The sequence below is a fragment of the Oceanisphaera submarina genome (assembly GCF_046521305.1).
GTDB classification, from domain to species: domain Bacteria; phylum Pseudomonadota; class Gammaproteobacteria; order Enterobacterales; family Aeromonadaceae; genus Oceanimonas; species Oceanimonas submarina.
Map to the genome: position 1 here is coordinate 1 of NZ_JBKGFN010000002.1, position 15,273 is coordinate 15,273.

13 protein-coding genes and 3 tRNA genes are annotated in these 15,273 nt (G+C 57.6%); 11 read left to right on the plus strand and 5 right to left on the minus strand.

Features of this window, described 5'->3' with window-relative positions; genetic code table 11:
• The first annotated feature begins 516 nt into the window (after window positions 1–516).
• Window positions 517–591, plus strand: a tRNA-Arg gene (locus tag ACLEIV_RS02555).
• Window positions 592–834: 243 nt separating this feature from the next.
• On the plus strand, window positions 835–1,665 hold the full coding sequence (locus ACLEIV_RS02560; RefSeq protein WP_410455098.1) for an SDR family oxidoreductase: 831 nt from the start codon (window positions 835–837) through the stop codon (window positions 1,663–1,665).
• 4 nt (window positions 1,666–1,669) lie between these two features.
• On the opposite strand, the gene ACLEIV_RS02565 is transcribed toward ACLEIV_RS02560, so the two are convergent.
• Complete coding sequence (locus tag ACLEIV_RS02565; RefSeq protein WP_410455099.1) at window positions 1,670–2,005, minus strand: DUF1904 family protein; 336 nt, start codon at window positions 2,003–2,005, stop codon at window positions 1,670–1,672.
• A 76-nt stretch (window positions 2,006–2,081) separates the two neighbouring features.
• On the opposite strand from ACLEIV_RS02565, the gene ACLEIV_RS02570 reads away from it, so the two are divergent.
• From ACLEIV_RS02570 to ACLEIV_RS02590, 5 genes are all read left to right on the plus strand, one after another.
• Complete coding sequence (locus tag ACLEIV_RS02570; RefSeq protein ID WP_410455100.1) at window positions 2,082–2,927, plus strand: TraB/GumN family protein; 846 nt, start codon at window positions 2,082–2,084, stop codon at window positions 2,925–2,927.
• 81 nt (window positions 2,928–3,008) lie between these two features.
• The gene (locus tag ACLEIV_RS02575) at window positions 3,009–3,149 is read left to right on the plus strand and encodes a DUF3149 domain-containing protein (protein WP_410455101.1); all 141 of its coding nucleotides are present in this window, start codon (window positions 3,009–3,011) and stop codon (window positions 3,147–3,149) included.
• Window positions 3,150–3,361: 212 nt separating this feature from the next.
• On the plus strand, window positions 3,362–4,834 hold the full coding sequence (locus tag ACLEIV_RS02580; protein WP_410455102.1) for a carboxypeptidase M32: 1,473 nt from the start codon (window positions 3,362–3,364) through the stop codon (window positions 4,832–4,834).
• A 60-nt stretch (window positions 4,835–4,894) separates the two neighbouring features.
• Window positions 4,895–5,272, plus strand: a complete 378-nt coding sequence (locus ACLEIV_RS02585) for a thiol-disulfide oxidoreductase DCC family protein (protein WP_410455103.1) — start codon at window positions 4,895–4,897, stop codon at window positions 5,270–5,272.
• A gap of 120 nt (window positions 5,273–5,392) precedes the next feature.
• On the plus strand, window positions 5,393–6,475 hold the full coding sequence (locus ACLEIV_RS02590; protein WP_410455104.1) for a ketoacyl-ACP synthase III: 1,083 nt from the start codon (window positions 5,393–5,395) through the stop codon (window positions 6,473–6,475).
• Between the two features lie 29 nt (window positions 6,476–6,504).
• Here ACLEIV_RS02590 and ACLEIV_RS02595 read toward each other — a convergent pair whose 3' ends face one another.
• Window positions 6,505–6,981: a VC2046/SO_2500 family protein gene (locus tag ACLEIV_RS02595; protein WP_410455105.1), complete on the minus strand. Its 477-nt coding sequence runs from the start codon at window positions 6,979–6,981 to the stop codon at window positions 6,505–6,507.
• Between the two features lie 123 nt (window positions 6,982–7,104).
• Here ACLEIV_RS02595 and ACLEIV_RS02600 point away from each other — a divergent pair.
• Both ACLEIV_RS02600 and ACLEIV_RS02605 read left to right on the plus strand, forming a co-directional pair.
• Window positions 7,105–7,189, plus strand: a tRNA-Tyr gene (locus tag ACLEIV_RS02600).
• A 92-nt stretch (window positions 7,190–7,281) separates the two neighbouring features.
• A tRNA-Tyr gene (locus ACLEIV_RS02605) sits at window positions 7,282–7,366 on the plus strand.
• Window positions 7,367–7,520: 154 nt separating this feature from the next.
• Here ACLEIV_RS02605 and ACLEIV_RS02610 read toward each other — a convergent pair.
• Together ACLEIV_RS02610 and ACLEIV_RS02615 are read right to left on the minus strand one after the other, a co-directional pair.
• Window positions 7,521–10,616, minus strand: coding sequence for an efflux RND transporter permease subunit (locus ACLEIV_RS02610; protein ID WP_410455106.1), 3,096 nt, complete (start codon window positions 10,614–10,616; stop codon window positions 7,521–7,523).
• Window positions 10,603–11,637, minus strand: a complete 1,035-nt coding sequence (locus ACLEIV_RS02615) for an efflux RND transporter periplasmic adaptor subunit (protein WP_410455107.1) — start codon at window positions 11,635–11,637, stop codon at window positions 10,603–10,605. Before ACLEIV_RS02615 ends, ACLEIV_RS02610 begins: the two co-directional genes overlap by 14 nt.
• Before the next feature lie 158 nt (window positions 11,638–11,795).
• Between ACLEIV_RS02615 and ACLEIV_RS02620 the strand changes: the two genes are divergently transcribed.
• Together ACLEIV_RS02620 and xthA are read left to right on the plus strand one after the other, a co-directional pair.
• Window positions 11,796–12,557 (plus strand): SDR family oxidoreductase, encoded by a 762-nt coding sequence (locus tag ACLEIV_RS02620; RefSeq protein WP_410455108.1) that lies wholly within the window; start codon window positions 11,796–11,798, stop codon window positions 12,555–12,557.
• A gap of 48 nt (window positions 12,558–12,605) precedes the next feature.
• Entirely contained in the window at window positions 12,606–13,412 is an 807-nt protein-coding gene (gene xthA / locus ACLEIV_RS02625) for an exodeoxyribonuclease III (RefSeq protein ID WP_410455109.1), read from the plus strand.
• 109 nt (window positions 13,413–13,521) lie between these two features.
• On the opposite strand, the gene pgi is transcribed toward xthA, so the two are convergent.
• Window positions 13,522–15,165 (minus strand): glucose-6-phosphate isomerase, encoded by a 1,644-nt coding sequence (pgi, locus tag ACLEIV_RS02630; RefSeq protein WP_410455110.1) that lies wholly within the window; start codon window positions 15,163–15,165, stop codon window positions 13,522–13,524.
• Between the last annotated feature and the right edge of the window lie 108 nt (window positions 15,166–15,273).

Here is a 15,273-nt window from a genome sequence, read left to right on the forward strand (position 1 = left end):
CCACACAGTTTGCTTGATAAATTGTTAAAGAGCGTGACCTTGTTCAGGTCAGGGAGATAAACTATACGCCTCCCTTTTAATTCGTCAAGCTGAAATGAAATTCTTTCTGCTTGTGACCGTGGGCGTATTGCTCCGTGTCAGTGGATGCGCATTATAGGGAGCCGCTGATTTTGCGCAAGGGATTTTTTGATAAAAACGGGCGCTTGGCGACCAACAGCTTAAAAACACAGCAAAAATACACCTTAATCACAGCTTTACCCACAAATGACGTGACTGTTTATGCTATCCGATTAAAAAAACGTTCTTGCATAACCACTGCTACTGTTAGCCTTTCCTTCTTCATATTACCTATACCGATGACCTGCTACAGACTCTGCCTTAATGACTGTAACCGGCTGACGCCCAAGCGCGACTAGCTGGTAACTACTGATCTTACCGCTGGTTAATTTACGCGCATTCAATCCAAAGGTGTCTTGTACTTGGAACAGGATAAAATGTAGTATCTACCCATTATCCGTCCCCATAGTTAAATGGATATAACAAGGTCCTCCTAAGACTTAGTTGCAGGTTCGATTCCTGCTGGGGACGCCAGTATTTCTATTATTACCCCGCGCACAGCGCCATCCAGCCCTTAGCCTCAACATCGGCATTGATGTTCAGATCCCAAAATTAAAACTTAAGTCATTGATTAAAAATGATTTAATGCCACAAGAAAAACATCACCCAAGTGACCGTTCCTGATTCAAGCCCAATGGGTGTCATGACCAGTTTTTTCCTTCTTGTAGCCAACCCGACAACGGGCAAAGTGAGTCTTTCGTAACTCAGGAGCCATTAATGTCCAAAAGCATTCTGATCACCGGTTGCTCTTCCGGTATCGGCCACACGGCAGCCCATTTTCTCAAGGAAAAAGGCTTCCGGGTCATTGCCTCTGCCCGACAATCCAATGATGTTATCTCATTAAAACAACAAGGACTGGATGCGGTTCAGCTGGATCTGGCTGATGAGGCCAGTATCGAGGCCGCGGTAGAGCAGACATTACAACTGACCGGCGGCGGTCTTTATGGCCTGTTCAACAACGGCGCCTATGGTCAGCCCGGCGCCCTCGAAGACCTCCCCACCGCCGCGCTGCGCGAACAGTTCAACACCAACCTGTTCGGCACCCATCACCTCACCCGATTGATCTTGCCTGCCATGCTCGCGGCCGGCGAAGGCCGCATTATTCAGAACAGTTCGGTACTGGGACTGGTAGCCATGCAGTACAGAGGTGCCTATAACGCCTCCAAGTTTGCGCTGGAAGGCTATACCGATACCCTGCGCCTGGAGCTGACCGGCAGCGGAGTACATATCAGTCTGCTGGAGCCCGGCCCTATCGAGACTCGCTTTCGAGCCAATGCCGAAGCCTCCTTTTTACGTCACATTACTGTCGGACAAAGTCGTCACCGGCAAGCTTACCGGCAAACCCTTGCCAGACTGCAACAACCCGGCCCGAGCTCACGTTTCAGCCTGGAGCCGGATGCCTGCATGGCCCCGCTGCTGCATGCGCTGACCAGCACTCGTCCCAAAATACGCTATCCGGTTACCCGGCCCACTGTGATGATGGGCTGGCTACGCCGTTTGCTCAGTGCCCGGGCGCTGGACAGGCTGTTACTCAAGGCCGGGGGTTAAGCCGTTAACCAAAGTGGCTGCCATTTTCGTAATATTGGCGGCCTTCAAGCTTGGTGAAGATGACACAAATGTCCTGTTCGGCGCCGACCCGCGCCCGCAGTGTCGCCGTAATTTCGGCCGCTACCTTGTCCTGGACTTCCAGTGGGCGCTCAAACCAGAGTATTTCCACTATGGGATAACCACTCACTACCTGCCCCCTGGCCATAAATTCGGCGGGAATAAACTCCAGGGTAAAATGATCCAGCGGACTGCCAATCAAAGGCGACAACGTATCGACCAGCGGTTTACTGATCTGTTTGACGGCTTCTCGAGACAGACCACGAAAACGTAAATGGGGCATCACAGATTCCTTATTCTAGAGTGAATAGATACTCCTGCATCATAAGCAAAGCCGGAGCACAAAACAGCGAGGGAAAATGAAAATATTATCTTTGCTACTGGTATGGTTCTGGTGTGGCCACAGCCTGGCGGCACCCGCCCTGTGGTCGGCCATCAAAGGCGAACAGCAGCTATGGCTGTTCGGCTCCATTCATATAGCCGATGAACGTCTGACAGTGCTGCCGGCACCACTGCTGAGAAGCCTTCAACAAAGCGATCGATTGTTTCTGGAAGTGAACCCAGCCGCCATCACGCCGGCCGAACTGGCTCCGTTTTTGACCATGTCAGTCGACGACAGCTGGCATCGCCGTCTGGGTACCTCGCTGGCAAATCAGCTCGAACAACATCTCGATGAACTGGCATTATCTCCCCTGAAATCGCTTCCACCCTGGTTTGCCGCCCTGCAGCTAACCCAGGCCCGGACAAAAGCCCTTGGTTTTACCAGTGCACAAGGCGTCGAAATGCAGGTGATGAGCCTCGCCCAACGGCGACAGCTGCCGATTTCGGGGCTGGAGTCGCCCACCCTGGTATTCAGCCTGCTGGCCTCTCTGCCCGAACGACAACTGGAGGCGGACTTTGTACGCCATACCCTGAATGAACTGGGGCAGATACAAGAACACCTTGAGCAGTTGCTGGGCACCTGGCAAAACGGAGACGAGCAGGCCTTGCTCGCACTGCTGCGTAACGAACAATCCCCGGCACTCGGTCAATTCATCGAGCAGGAACTGCTGCTGTCGCGTAACCGCCTGTGGCTGGATCACCTTGAAAACCAGGCCCCGAAAAAATCCCTGCTGGTAGTTGGCGCTCTGCATCTGTACGGTGAGCATGGCCTGCTCCGGTTACTGGAACAGGACGGTTATGCTCTTAAAAGGGTTGTGGAGTAAACGTTTTATTGATCAGGATCAGCATGGCAACGGACCGTCTCGCTAAGATGCCTCTATAGCGCATACCAAAGGAGACGAACCATGACATTCTGGCTTGATTTGATGTTCGGCAGCGACGTCGGCTTGATGTCCATGCTGGTGATAATCGCAACGGCCTTACTCATCAGTTTTTATGCAGGCTACTTTATCTACAAAGTCAGCAAAGCCGGCCCCAACGAGTAATAGAACGACATCGGATTTCCGTTTGGCATACCTCTTTTAATAACGGCAGGCCCTCACCTCCTCCTCCCCGGGGCCTGTCGTTTCCTCTTGTTGTTCAACTTGCTTATACTGCGGCTATTCAGAACCTGACGCCGTCGGAACCGCTGGTTTGCCATTCCCTTTTTTTCAGCTTGCCACCGGCCCTGTTGCGCCATTCATTCAAGGAAGCTCCCATGTCTTATACCTTTCTGAGCCAGCATTTCGAACAACGCTATCATCTGCAACATCTTGGCGCCATTTGTGGCTGGGATCAGTCTACCATGATGCCGCCCGGCGGCAGCGAAGCCCGGGCCGAGGCGATGAGCACCCTGGCGGTATTGTGCCATCAGCAACTGCAGGATCCTCGGCTGGCCGACTGGTTTGCCGCCGCCGAACAGGAGCCGCTGGCGCCGCAACACACTGTCAGCCTGGCCGAGATGCGCCGCCAGTGGCACGATGCCACCTTGCTGCCGGAAGAACTGGTACGCGCCATGTCACTGGCCGGTTCACGCTGTGAGCATGCCTGGCGCAGTCTGCGTCCGGCGAACGATTGGGCCGGATATCTGCCGTTGTTCGAAGAAGTACTCAACCTGTCCCGCCAGGCAGCCTCCGCCCGCGCCGAGGCGCTGGGTTTGTCCCAATACGACAGCCTGCTGGAACAATACGAGCCGGGCATGCGCAGCGAGCGGCTCGATACCCTGTTTGGCGATATCAAAAGCTGGCTGCCGGGGCTGATCACCCAGGTGCAGGACAAGCAGCGCGACGAAACCCTGCTGCAACCCAAGGGCCCTTTTGCCATAGAGCAACAGCGGGCACTGGGGCTGGAGGTGATGGCGCTGCTCGGCTTCGACTTTGATCATGGCCGGCTCGATGTCAGTGTTCATCCCTTCTGCGGCGGCGTCAGCGAGGATGTCCGACTTACCACCCGCTATAACGAGCAGGATGTGACCCAGGCTCTGATGGGCATCATTCACGAAACCGGACATGCCCGCTATGAACAGGGTCTGCCCGCCCACTGGCGCCGGTTGCCGGTGGGTCAGGCCAGATCCATGGGGATACATGAATCCCAGAGCCTGTTCTTCGAAATGCAGCTGGCCCGCCACCCTGCCTTTATCGCCCGGCTGGCCCCCCTGCTGGAACGTCACTTCGGTGCCCAGCCGGCTTTTTCCCCGGACAACATGGCCAGACTTTATACCCGGGTTACTCCCGGCCTTATCCGGGTTGATGCGGACGAAGTCACCTATCCGGCCCACATCATGCTGCGTTACGAAATAGAGCGGGATCTGATTGAAGGCAAAATGGAAGCCAGAGATCTGCCCGAGCGTTGGGATCAGTTGATGCAGAGCTATCTGGGCCTTGGCACCAAGGGTAATTACAGGGACGGCTGCCTGCAGGACATTCACTGGACCGACGGCAGCTTCGGCTACTTTCCCAGTTACACCCTGGGCGCTATCTATGCGGCCCAACAGGCCGCAGCCATACAGCAGCTCACTCCCCTGGAGCAGCTGATCGAAAACCGGCTGACATCCGTCTTTTCATGGTTGCAAAAGAATATCTGGCAACAGGCCAGCCTGCTGGATACCGACCGACTTATTGAGCAGGCCTGTGGCCAGCCGCTGGATGCCACCGCCTTCCGGCAGCATTTGCAAACGCGTTACCTAGGCTGAGGACGTCTATGCTTAAATCAGGCCCCATGGACGGGGTCCTCATGTCAGGGAGGCATGGTGATGCATAGAAAAAAAAGCTACCACAAGCTGGTGGTGTTTTACGATGGTAGCTGTGAAGGCTGTATCAAGGACAGAGCCCGCTACGAGCACTGGGCGGGAACCGGGGGCCACGATATTTACTGGTTTGATATCACCGGCCGGGAAGAGGTGCTGTTAAGCCTCGGCATCAACCCCTACAAGGCATTGCGAGAATTGCACGTGCAGACGGCCGAAGGTGAAGTTTTTTCCGAGCTCGACGCCTATATTCTGCTGATGCAACGGGTGCCCCGACTCAAGCCGCTGGCCTGGTTGATTGGATTACCGCTGATCCGGCCTTGTCTGTCCTGGCTTTATCGCACCTGGGTTCAGCTACGGCTGGAGCGTCAGGGACGAGGTTGACTCCGTTATTCCGCAGACGGCACCGAATACCAAGGCTGCCGATGTTGCCTGACCATGACTCTTTGAGGTCGCCAAGACAGCATCGGCAGCATTCACCTTAAATTGAAAACAGGGCTTACCATGCGCTATGCCAATATTACCGGTTGGGGGAAATGCCTACCCCCCGCCGCCCTGAGTAACGATGATCTCAGCACTTTTATCGAAACTTCCGACGACTGGATTCATAGCCGTACCGGCATTCGATCGCGCCGAATATCCCATGTTAGTACCTCTGCCCTGGCCGTGGTAGCGGCCCGCCACGCCCTGGCCGCCGCCGGCATGGAAGCGAACCGGCTCGACTGTATCATCATGGCCACCGCCAGTCCGGACAGCATGGTGCCCAGCGCCGCCTCGGCAGTACAACAATCATTGGGCGCGGGCCGTGCAGCGGTATTCGACATCAATGCCGCCTGCACCGGCTTTATTTATGGGCTGAGCGTGGGCAGCGCCCTAATCAAGGCCGGCAGCATGCAACGGGTACTGGTGATTGGCGCCGAGCGTCTGACCCACTATCTGGACTGGACCAAGCGGGATACCGCCGTGCTGTTCGGAGATGGCGCCGGTGCCGTGGTGCTGGAAGCCAACGACCAGCCTCTGGGGCTGCTTGCCGACAAGCTCGGCTGCGACGCCGAGGCCCGAGACATTCTTGCGGTACCTAACTCGGGCACCGACCGCCGCCGCTTCGAGCATGTCGACGGCCTGTTCGAGGTCAACTTCGAGGGCAAGGAGATCTTCAAGCGCGCGGTCAGGGGCATGGGCGATGCGGCTGTTCATGTGCTGGATCAGGCTGGTATCACCGAGCAGGATATCGACTTGCTGCTGCCCCATCAGGCCAATATTCGCATTATCGAAACACTGGCCAAGAAGATGGCCCTGCCGCCGGAAAAGGTAATGGTGAATATAGAGCAATACGGCAATACCTCAGCCGCCACCGTGCCCATCGCCCTGTGCGAGGCGCTGGAGCAAGGCCGAGTCAGACCCGGCTCCCTGCTGCTGACCGCCGCCTTCGGTGCCGGCCTGACCTGGGGCGCCGGCGTGATCCGCTGGGGAGATAGAGTCACTCCGCTGAGCCGATCCGACGCCACGCTCGCGCCCTGCGAGCACAGCGCACTGGAACTGTTGGCACCGGCCATTGCAGGTTGTCGACAGGCACACAACGACTGATATTCTGGTGAGGGCTGAGGCTGATAACGTCAGGCCGTGACCTTGAGCGTGTTCAACACCTCCAGCATACGCTCGGGCTGTACCGGCAGCCCGACACCCAGCTCACCCGACAGACGAGCCAGGATGCGCGGGTTCAGGTTACCAGTCACTTCCGCCGGCAATCGCTCATTGCTGACCCGTAATGGCTCTGCCCGCATCGCCAGTAACAGGCGCAAGCTGTCTTGCTGCAGATCACCGGCCAGGGCCGATAGCTGCGGCGCCCTGATATCGTCCTGAGGATCGGCATAGAGCGGATCTTGTGCCGGCAAGTCGAAGAATGCTCGCCAGTCCGTCTGCCCTTGTTCACTTTTGGGCTCCTCGATGCGCGGCAAGTCTCGCGCATCCTCGGAAATCAACGCCAGCAGCAAACCAAAATCGCTACGACGGCCATCGATGACCGCCCGATTAAGGTGGTCTCCGAGTTGGCTGTCGTTGACGAGCAGGTTAGCGTTAAATTCTGGCAGCATAAAAAGTGCAAATATTAGGCATTTGAATGGTTATCGGCAGCAAGTCCGGTTTTTTTAGCAAAAAATTATCCTTCGGGGGTTCACAAGCGCCATCTTTTTGGTAGTATGCGCCCCACAAAGTGTGGAGGGGTTCCCGAGTGGCCAAAGGGATCAGACTGTAAATCTGACGGCTCAGCCTTCGCTGGTTCGAATCCAGCTCCCTCCACCATCTATTGTTGATTAATGCCTAAGGCATTGATGTAAAAAATAAAATTTAAAACTGTTTAACGTATTTCAGTAAACAGGAACAAGTTAACTCGTGGAGGGGTTCCCGAGTGGCCAAAGGGATCAGACTGTAAATCTGACGGCTCAGCCTTCGCTGGTTCGAATCCAGCTCCCTCCACCATCTTTTGAAAGCCGGTGCTCAGCACCGGCTTTTTTTATGCCTACTGAAAACACAACTGGAAGCGGTAAGCCAGAAGCTGGAAGAAAGACACCAAAAAATACCGAGCTCACAGGCTCGGTATTTTTTCAATTTCGTGCGTCAAGCTTCCCGCTTTCTATCCTTCAGGCTTTTCCTTCAGCGCCTTCGCCAGCAATCGTTGCTGATGCTCCGGCGACTGGGTGTGCCGCGCTATCAAGCGGTACATGGCCGGCACGATAAACAGTGTCAGCAGGGTCGCCAGCGCCACGCCGGCAAACACCACTATGCCCACAGCCTGTCGGCTTTCGGCCCCGGCGCCGCTGGCCAGGATCAGCGGAATAGCCCCCGCCACAGTGGTAAAGGCGGTCATAAGAATCGGCCGCAGACGGCGCACCGAAGCCTCAGCCAGCGCCTCGTCGAAAGCATGGCCTCGATCGCGCAACTGGTTGGCAAATTCCACGATCAGGATACCGTTCTTGGTGACCAGTCCTATCAGCATCACCATGGCTATCTGGCTGTAGGCATTGAGAGTCATCCCCGTCAGATAGAGCCCCAGCAAGCCACCGAGCAGGCCCAGCGGTACCGTCAGCAAAACGATAAAGGGATGCACAAAGCTCTCGAACTGGGCCGCCAGGATCAAAAACACCACCACCAGTGCCAGCCCGAACACAAAGGCCACGTCACCCTGGTTGCTCTTGTACTCCAGCGACTCGCCCTTGTAATCGACGATGGCATAGTCGGGCAGCTGGTCGCGTACCAGACCGTCCAGGTAGTCCAGCGCCTCGCCCAGGCTGTAGTTGCCGACCAGGTTGGCACTGAGGGTAATGGCCTTCTTGCGGTTGTAATGATTCAGCGAGGGCGAGGCCCCCTGCTCGGTCAAGGTGACCAGGTTATCCAGCGACACCAGCTCGCCACCGCCGGTGCGCAGATAGATGCCGCCCAGATCGCTGAGCTGCCTGAAGGCATCCTGCTGCCCCTTGAGATAAACATCGTACTCTTCCCCCTGACGCGCATAGGTGGTGATGGCCTGACCACCGAGCATAACGTTGAGGCTGTCGGCCACTTCTGCCACCGAAATCCCCAGCTTGGCCGCCCGTTGCTGATCCACATCGACCAACAGCTCGGGCTTGGTCTGGGCATAATCCAGATCCAGATCACTCAGGCCCGGGTTGTCTCGCGCCAGCCGCCGCAGCTGCTCGGCCCAGCCATAGAGTTCGTCGTAATCGGCTCCACCCAGCACAAATTCCACCGGCGAACTGGAACCGCCACGAATGGACGAAGGCAGTATCGGGATCACCAGCACATCGGCCACGTCCCGGGTCAAGCCGCGAATACGCCCGACAATGGTCTCGGCCGACAGCTCCCGTTGATCCCAGGTTTCCAGGCTGGCAATAACCATACCGCTGTTCACCCCGCCACCAAAACCCGGGGTACGTACCGTCAGGCTGGTGATGCTGCCGTCTTGCTGCAGGGGCGCCAGTCGCGCTTCTACCTCACCCATAGCCCGGCTCATCCGTTCGAAGCTAGCCCCTTCGGCCCCGCGCACCATCACGAAAATAACGCCTCGGTCCTCTTTCGGGGTCAGGCTCTGAGGCACTTCCCGAAACAGCAGGGTAATGAGGCCCAGCGCCAGCACCATCACCACCGGTGCCCACCAGCGGTGACTCAGTTCACTGCCAAGCAGGCGCCGATAGCCTTGTTCCAGCCGGGAAAAACCCGCATCGAAGCGGCTTGCCAGCCAGCCGGGCGCCTGCCTGGATTTAAGGATCTTGCTGGCCATCACCGGAGTCAGGGTCAGTGCCACCAGCGACGAAAAGACCACGGCCCCGGCCAGCAACACCGCAAATTCGGTAAAGATACGGCCTATGATGCCGCCCATGAACACGATGGGCAAAAACACCGACACCAGGGTCAGGGTGGTAGCTATCACCGCAAAACCCACCTCGCGCGTACCATGATAGGCGGCGGCCAGCGGTGAGCGACCCCGCTCCAGATGATGATGAATATTCTCCAGCACTACTATGGCGTCGTCCACCACCAGGCCGATGGCCATGATCAGCGCCATCAGGGTGATCAGGTTGACCGAGTAACCCAGGGCATAGGCCAATATAAAGGCGCTGATCAGCGATACCGGTACCGTCACCGCCGGGATCAGGGTAGCTCGAACCTGTCCCAGAAAGATATAAATCACCAGTACCACCAGACCCACCGTGATCATCAGTGTCTGGTAGACCTCACTGATGGCGCTGTCGATAAACACCGAGCTGTCGTAAGTCCAGGTCAGCTCGGCCCCTTCGGGCAGAAAAGGCTGCTGGGCAATGATTGCCTGCTTGACCTCGTCCACCACCTCCAGGGTGTTGGCCTGGGTCTGCTTGACGATACCCAGCCCGACCACATTCTGACCGTTGGAGCGAAACAGGGTGTCTTCCGGCTTCTCCCCTTCCCATATCTCGGCCACGTCGCCCAGATAGACCCGAGCACCCGAGTCGATACGGCGAATGCTCAGGGTATTGAAGTTCACCGCCTGATCGTAGCCACGTTGAATACGGGCGGCGAAGTTCTGCTGGCTGTTTTCCAGGGTGCCGGCCGGCAGCTCCACGTTCTGGGCGCGCAGGGCGGCACGGATGTCGGCTACCGTGACGCCACGCGAGGCCATGGCCACCGGATCCAGCCGTACATTCATCACCCGCTCTTTGCGCCCGCCCACCCAAACCGAGCTGACGCCATCGAGCAGGCTGAAGCGATCAGCCAGCACATTCTGGGCGTAGTCACCCAGAGCCAGCGGCGACATGCCGGTAGAGCGCAGCGTTACCCAGAGGATGACATCGTTGCGCCCGGTGTCCTTGGTGACCACGGGGGCATCGGCGTCGTCGGGCAGGCTGCGGGAAGCCCGGGCCACCGCCTCGCGCACATCACTGACGGCATTGTCCAGATCCCGCGCCGGATCGAATTCGATGGTAATACTGGAACGGCCGTCGCTGGTGCTGGAGCTGATGAACTTGACCCCGCTGATACCCGACAGCTCGTCTTCCAGCCGCTTGGTGACCTGCGCCTCCAGCACCCCGGCGCTGGCACCGGTATAGTCGGTGCGTACCGTCACCACCGGCGAGGTGGTGTCGGGCATTTCCCGCAATGGCAACTCGAGAAAGGAAATCAACCCGAACACACAGAGCATCAGGCTTAGTACCGTGGCCAGTACCGGGCGGGAAATGGACAGATCAGAGAGCTTCACTCTGCACCTCCACCCGCATGCCGTCCCGTACCTTGACCGTGCCTTCGCTGACCACCCGCTCTCCGGCCACCAGTCCGTCGGCAATGGTGACCCGCTCGCCCAGATTACGGCCTATGCTCACGTTGCGCCGACTGACATTGCCTTCGTCATCCACCACAAACACGTAACGCTGCTGGCCCGCATACAAGAGGCTCTGGCTCGGGATCACCGTCTGGGTGCCGTTGGCCACGCTCAACTGCACCCGCATCAGCATGCCCGGCACCAGCAGCCCCTCATCGTTGTCAAACAGCAGCCGCACCCGGGCATTGAGGGTATCCTCATCCACGCTGGGGGCAATCACCGCCAGTTCGCCGGTGAACGTCTGCTCACCATAGGCCTTGGTGCGGGCACTCAACTGCTCGCCCACCTTTAGCAGGCGGAAATATTTTTCCGGTACCGCCAAATCCAGCTTGAGGCTGCTCACGTCAAACAGATTCGCCACCGGTTCGTTGGCGCCGAGCAATGTGCCCGGCGCCACATCGCTGAGCCCGATTACACCGGCAAAGGGGGCCTTCAGGGTCAGATAATCCGCCTGCACCCTAGCGGCCTGCAGCTTGGCCTCAGCCATGGCCACCGCCGCCTGCTGGCCATCGAGCTCGGTCTGGGTCACCGCCTTGCGCCGAAACAGAGTCTGAAAATTGTTGAACACCCGGCGGGCGTCCATCAACGCCGCCTCGGCTTCACGCACCGCCGCCTGGGCCGCTCTGTCATCCAGGCTGAGCAACACCTGATCTTTAGTGATCACCTGCCCGGGCACAAAATGTACCCTGGCAACCCGTGCACTGACCTGAGGCGCTATGGCCACCTGCCGGCTGGCCTTGAGAGTACCGATCAACTCGATGCCGGCTGCAACCGACTGCTCCGTGACCCGCACCGTGGACACCACAGGACCGCTCTGGGCCTGTGCCGTCGTCGACACCAGGGCCAAACAGGCGAACCAGCAGCCCAACAGCAGCCCCGAGTAATTTTTCTTATTAAACATGGTATTATTTATTCCTTATCTGACGCTCGCCCCAGTTTACCTCTTTCGCCCTGCCAGACTATGTCAGCACACGCCAAAGATGTAACAAAGTGTGGCGAAATCACACTACGCTTAATCGAAGACATCATGCATTGGGATGATGTGGCCAGGGAGGCGGTATGAGCCAGGGAAAAATTCTGATCACAGGGGTGGCTCGGGGCCTGGGACTGGGCATGAGCCGCTACTTTCTGCAACACGACTACCAGGTACTGGGAGTCGACATCGACAAAAATGCCCTCACCCGACTGGAGGAAACCGGGTTGCCCGGTTTGCAGTTGGTGCACCTTGATGTGAGTGAAGAACCCTCGGTACAGGCGCTGAGTCGCCTTATCGAGCGTCAGTTCGGGCAACTGGACGGCATCATCAACAACGCCGCCATCGGCCAGCCCTGCAACGAGCCCCTATCTCAACTGCCGCTGTCTCACTGGCAGCGGGTACTGGCAGTCAATCTCACCGGCCCCATGCTTATCAGCAAGCACATGGCCCCCCTGCTCACACCGGGAGCCGCCATCATCAATATTGCCTCGACCCGGGCTCATCAATCCGAACCCGACAACGAGGCCTATGTCGCCGCCAAGGGGGGCCTGATTGCCCTGACCCACGCCATGGCGGTCAGCCTGGGCCCGGCAGTACGGGTCAATGTCATCAGCCCGGGCTGGATTGATGTCAGCCGGCTGCAAACGGTGCCAAACAACGAGGCACCCGACGAGCATGATCACCGCCAACACCCGGCCGGACGCGTCGGCAAGGTCGAAGATGTGGCGGCGCTGGCACGCTTCCTGTTATCCGGCGAAGCCGGTTTTATCACCGGTCAGGAGTACGTTATCGACGGCGGCATGAGCAAACGGATGATCTATCCGGAAGGACCGGCTGCCGACTGACTCCGGTTTCTGCTAGCATGGTACCCCCTTTTTAGATCAGGCGCCGTTATGAAAGTTGTTTCCTTCAATATCAATGGGCTCAGGGCGCGTTTGCATCAACTGCAGGCGCTTATCGACAAACACCAGCCGGACATCATAGGTCTGCAGGAAATCAAGGTTCACGACGATGCCTTTCCGCTGGCCGATGTGGAAGCCATGGGGTATCACGTGCACTTTCATGGCCAGAAAGCCCATTACGGCGTGGCCATGCTGAGCAAGCAGGCACCGCTTTCGATCCAGAAGGGCTTTCCCGGTGACGAAGAAGATGCCCAGCGGCGCATGATCATGGGCCACTTCGCCCGCCCCGATGGCACCGAACTGACCGTGCTCAACGGTTATTTTCCTCAGGGAGAAAACCGTAGCCACGAAACCAAGTTTCCGGCCAAGACCCGCTTTTACGCGGATCTTCAGCGCTATCTGACCGAACATCATCGGCCGGACGAGGCGGTTATCGTGATGGGAGACGTGAATATTTCCCATACGGATCTGGATATCGGCATCGGTGAGCCCAATCGCAAGCGCTGGCTGCGCGAGGGGAAATGTTCCTTCCTGCCGGAAGAACGGGAGTGGATGGACCAGCTGATGAGCTGGGGACTGGCCGACACCTGGCGGCTGCAAAACCCCGAAGAAAACGAGCGTTATTCCTGGTTCGACTATCGCAGCAAGGGCTTCAACGACAATCGCGGTCTGCGCATCGACCTGATCCTCGCCACCCAGCCGCTGGTCGGCCAATTACTCGAGACCGGCATTGACTACGAACTACGCGGCATCGAAAAGCCCTCGGATCACGCCCCCATCTGGGCTACCTTTGGCTGAGCTAGATACTACACCGGTTATCAGCAGAAACCCCATCCCTCCCCTTGCACCCCGCTGTTGTTCTGACACATTCGAGGTTAAGGGGAGAGAGCAATTCGACTAAGCGTCCCTACCGCCAGGCTTTGATCTGCGCCAATAACCCATTGGTTGCGCTGTCGTGTCCTGTGGTAACACCATCATCCGCCAAATCATCAATCAATCGGGCGGCGAGTTTTTTACCCAACTCCACGCCCCATTGGTCGAAGCTGTTGATATTCCACAGTACGCCCTGCACAAAGGTCTTGTGCTCATACATGGCAATAAGGGCGCCCAGGTTATGGGGGGTAAACTCGTCGCACAAAATGGTGGTACTGGGACGATTGCCGTCCATCACCTTGTAGGGCGCCAATTTGGCGATGGCCTCTGCACTCAATCCCTCGGTCGCCAGCTCGGCTTCTACCTGCTGCTGGTCTTTACCGAAGGCCAGCGCCTGGGCCTGGGCCAGCATGTTGGCCAACAGCTTTCGATGATGCTCCGGGTAGTCATAACAGGAGCGGACAAAACCGATAAATTCGGCCGGTACTACCTGGCTGCCCTGATGCAACAGCTGAAAAAATGCATGCTGACCATTGGTGCCCACCTCGCCCCATACCACGGGGCCGGTATTATGCGTAATCTTCTCGCCGGCGTTGTTCACACCCTTGCCGTTGGACTCCATGTTCAGCTGTTGCAAATAGGCCGGAAAACGCTTCAGATGATGACTGTAGGGAAAAACGCCTTCGCTCTGCAGCTCCAACACATTGATATTCCAGATGCAGAGCAGCGCCAGCAATACCGGAATGTTTTGTTCAAACGGTGTATGGCGCAGGTGCTTATCCGTCTCGTGGGCGCCCGCCAGCAGTTGCTCGAAGCGCTCGAACCCCAGCGCCAGGGCGATGGGCAGGCCAATGGCAGACCACAACGAAAAGCGCCCCCCCACCCAGTCCCAGAACTCGAACATATGCTCGGGATCGATACCGAACGCCTGCACCGCAGCGGCATTGGTCGACACCGCCACAAAATGCTTTTTAACCTCGGCTTCATCGCCACAGGCCGCCAACAACCAGGCACGGGCGGCGCGGGCGTTGGTCATGGTTTCGTCGGTGGTAAAGGTTTTGGAAGAAATCACAAACAAGGTGCGCCCCGGATCTACAGCCGCCAACACAGAGGCCAACTGGGCACCGTCCATATTCGACACAAAATGCGCCCGAATGCCCTTGTCCTGATACGGCGCCAGCGCCTCGACCACCATGGCCGGCCCCAGATCGGATCCGCCGATGCCGATGTTGACCACATCCGTAATGGACTGGCCGCCAAAGCCGCGCCATTCGCCGGTATGCACCCGCTCGCAAAAGGCCCGTAGCCGTGCCAGCTCCTCATGTACCCGGGGCACCACGTTCACCCCAGCCAGCATCACACTGGCACCTACCGGCATGCGCAACGCCGTGTGCAGCGCCGACCGGCCCTCAGTATGGTTAAACAGGTTATCGCCAAACAACGCCGCTATGGCCGCATCCAGCTTCATGTCTCGCGCCAGTTCACACAAGATGGCCAGCACTTCGGCAGACAAATGCTGCCGAGACAAGTCCACTCGCATGTGACTGCCAAAGGCAAAACAAAAACGCGAAAACCGCTCGGGATCCTCGGCAAAACGCTGGCTCAGACTCATCGCCTGCTCTCGCGGTTTCAACTCCTGCAACGCCACAAACCGTGGCTGCTGATATAAAGACGTCATCCCAATCCCGTTATTTATTATTAAAATTCAATCCGTGCCCGGCCCCGTGAGGCATGAAGCGGCATACAGACCCCTCCTCTTTGACACCGTACTATCAGGATACCTGTA

Bases quoted from the DNA above. Each gene is read 5' to 3' on its own strand.
- ACLEIV_RS02560 (WP_410455098.1), top strand. From the start codon at position 835: ATGTCCAAAAGCATTCTGATCACCGGTTGCTCTTCCGGTATCGGCCAC.
- ACLEIV_RS02565 (WP_410455099.1), bottom strand. From the start codon at position 2,005: ATGCCCCATTTACGTTTTCGTGGTCTGTCTCGAGAAGCCGTCAAACAG.
- ACLEIV_RS02570 (WP_410455100.1), top strand. From the start codon at position 2,082: ATGAAAATATTATCTTTGCTACTGGTATGGTTCTGGTGTGGCCACAGC.
- ACLEIV_RS02575 (WP_410455101.1), top strand. From the start codon at position 3,009: ATGACATTCTGGCTTGATTTGATGTTCGGCAGCGACGTCGGCTTGATG.
- ACLEIV_RS02580 (WP_410455102.1), top strand. From the start codon at position 3,362: ATGTCTTATACCTTTCTGAGCCAGCATTTCGAACAACGCTATCATCTG.
- ACLEIV_RS02585 (WP_410455103.1), top strand. From the start codon at position 4,895: ATGCATAGAAAAAAAAGCTACCACAAGCTGGTGGTGTTTTACGATGGT.
- ACLEIV_RS02590 (WP_410455104.1), top strand. From the start codon at position 5,393: ATGCGCTATGCCAATATTACCGGTTGGGGGAAATGCCTACCCCCCGCC.
- ACLEIV_RS02595 (WP_410455105.1), bottom strand. From the start codon at position 6,981: ATGCTGCCAGAATTTAACGCTAACCTGCTCGTCAACGACAGCCAACTC.
- ACLEIV_RS02615 (WP_410455107.1), bottom strand. From the start codon at position 11,637: ATGTTTAATAAGAAAAATTACTCGGGGCTGCTGTTGGGCTGCTGGTTC.
- ACLEIV_RS02620 (WP_410455108.1), top strand. From the start codon at position 11,796: ATGAGCCAGGGAAAAATTCTGATCACAGGGGTGGCTCGGGGCCTGGGA.
- xthA (WP_410455109.1), top strand. From the start codon at position 12,606: ATGAAAGTTGTTTCCTTCAATATCAATGGGCTCAGGGCGCGTTTGCAT.
- pgi (WP_410455110.1), bottom strand. From the start codon at position 15,165: ATGACGTCTTTATATCAGCAGCCACGGTTTGTGGCGTTGCAGGAGTTG.